This is a genomic window from Microbispora sp. GKU 823 (assembly GCF_002027145.1).
In the GTDB taxonomy this organism is placed as follows: domain Bacteria; phylum Actinomycetota; class Actinomycetes; order Streptosporangiales; family Streptosporangiaceae; genus Microbispora; species Microbispora siamensis.
The window spans coordinates 1-2,205 of sequence record NZ_MWJN01000229.1 but is presented as its reverse complement, the minus strand read 5'-3'; the positions used below and the strand labels follow the sequence as shown (position 1 = coordinate 2,205).

At 68.6% G+C, this 2,205-nt stretch carries 2 protein-coding genes; both read right to left on the bottom strand.

The features are described from left to right. Nucleotides 1-77: 77 nt before the first annotated feature. The gene (gene istB, locus B1L11_RS44375) at nucleotides 78-911 is read right to left on the bottom strand and encodes an IS21-like element helper ATPase IstB (protein ID WP_079321104.1); all 834 of its coding nucleotides are present in this window, start codon (nucleotides 909-911) and stop codon (nucleotides 78-80) included. Continuing rightward, nucleotides 911-2,134, bottom strand: a complete 1,224-nt coding sequence (gene istA, locus B1L11_RS44370) for an IS21 family transposase (RefSeq protein WP_079321103.1) — start codon at nucleotides 2,132-2,134, stop codon at nucleotides 911-913. The genes istB and istA overlap by 1 nt, the downstream gene beginning before the upstream one ends. Between the last annotated feature and the right edge of the window lie 71 nt (nucleotides 2,135-2,205).

The window sequence follows — 2,205 nt, the reverse complement described above, 5'->3', positions numbered from 1 at the left end:
TGTCAACGACGCTCGAAATTTGACCCCGTAGCGACGCCTGAAAGTTGACCCCCTGGTGTTGATGTTGGTCGTGGTTGCTACTGATGGTCGTTGCTGGTCTCGGCTGCGGGGACGCGGCCGAGGTCGCGGTTCTTCAGGCGGTAGCTGTCTCCCTTCAAGCTGATGACCTCGGCGTGGTGGACGAGGCGGTCGATCATCGCGGCGGCAACGACGTCATCGCCGAACACCTCGCCCCAGCGGCCGAACGGCTTGTTGGAAGTGACGATCAGCGACGCCCGTTCGTAGCGGCTGGAGACCAGTTGGAAGAACAGGTTGGCCGCCTCGGCTTCGAAGGGGATGTAGCCGACCTCGTCGACGACCAGCACGGGAATGCGGGCCAGCTTGAGTAGTTCGTCCTGCAGTTTGCCGGCGGTGTGGGCTTCGGCCAGGCGGGCGACCCATGCGGCGGCGGTGGCGAACGCGACCCGATACCCGGCCTGGCAGGCCCGGATGCCAAGGCCGATCGACAGGTGGGTCTTGCCGGTTCCGGGCGGGCCGAGGAACACCACGTTTTCGCGGGCGGCGACGAAGTCCAGCGTCCCCAGGTGCGCGATAACCTCCCGTTTCAGGGAACGCTGGTGATCGAAATCGAAGTCCTCCAGGGCTTTGCGGGCGGGGAAACGAGCGGAGCGGATTCGGGCCTCGCCGCCGTGGGATTCACGGGCGGCGACCTCGCGTTGCAGACAGGCGGCCAAGAACTCCTCATGGCTCCAGGACTCAGCCCGGGCGCGTTCGGCCAGCCGCTCGATGGAGGCGGCCAGCGACGGGGCCTTCAGCACCCGGGTCAGATAGGCCAGCTCGGAGGCCAGGTTGCGGCTCCCGCCTGCAGCCGGGCCGGTCGTCGCGGCGGTGGATTTGGTGGTGCCGGCCATCAGGCCACCCCCTCAACGCCCAGCAGCATGTCGTAGTCGCTCAGGCGGCGCTGCTCGACCTGTACCTCGGCCGGACCGGGCGTGATTTGGGGCCGGGAGCGGCGCATCGCCGCGGCGGATGCGGCATGGGCCGGGTCGGTGATGGTCTGGTGGGCGGCCCAGCACCGCTCATGCCGGGCAACCATCCGATCGGCGCACCTCACGCTGACCTCCTCCAGGTCGGCGACCACCTCGACCAGACGGCCGATCACTGAGGGATGCACCGAATAGTCGTTGGAGGCGATGCGGACGTAGTGATCACGCGCCAGCCGGGTCGACCTTCGCCAGCCGACCACCGGAGCGACCGGAGGCAGGGTGATCATCCCGGCCCGGTCGGCCTCGATCCTGTCGGCCGGGCGGCACTCGATCCGCCGATGATGGCGCCGGTTGGCCCGCGCCAGCCACTGGGCGAGCTGGGCGTTGAAGTCGTGCGGGTCGGTGAACGACCTGCCGGGCAGGAAGGAGGTCTCCAGATACCCGTTCGCCCGCTCCACCAGGCCCTTGGCTTCTGGATCGCCGGGTTTGCACTGGCGGATCGCCACCCCCAGCATGCCGCGGAAGGCGCTGGCCTCGGCGGTCAGCTGCGGCCGGCCGCCCTTCCACTGTCCGATCGCGCCTTCGTTGTCCCACACCAGGGTCTTGGGCACCGCACCCAGCCCGCTGAGCAGGGCCCACATCCCGGAGAACAGGTCCCCTGCGGCGCGGGAGGGCAGCATGCGGGCCATCAGCCAGCGCGAGTAGCCGCTGACCATCACCAGCACCGGCAGGCTGGCGGTCTGCCCGGCGCCCACCGGCACCCGCACCGGCGGGAACCACAAATCGCACTGGGCCACCTCACCGGGCCGATAGGCGGTCCGCGAGGCCGGGTCGAGGGGCAGGTAATGCGGCCGCAGCAGCCGGATGCGGTCCTTGAGCACGGTCAGGGAGTTCTGCCAGCCGATCCGCTCGGCGATCACGGTGGCCGGCATGTCCGGGAACTGCTGCAGCAGCTCGCGGATCTGTGGTTCTACCGCATCCACGATCGACCCCTTGCCCGCCCGCTGATACTTGGGCGGTTCCTCGGCCGCCAGCGCGCGTTTCACGGTGTTCTTCGAGATGCCCATCCGCCGAGCGATCGCCTTGATCGGTATCTGCTCGGCCCGGTGCAGCCAGCGGATCTCCGCCCAGTCCTCCACCTTGATCACCCTCCACAGTGACAGCAGAGGGGTCAGATTTCGGCCGTCGTCTGGGGGTCAGTTTTCACGCGTCGTCGACA

Bases quoted from the DNA above. Each gene is read 5' to 3' on its own strand.
- istB (WP_079321104.1), bottom strand. From the start codon at position 911: ATGGCCGGCACCACCAAATCCACCGCCGCGACGACCGGCCCGGCTGCA.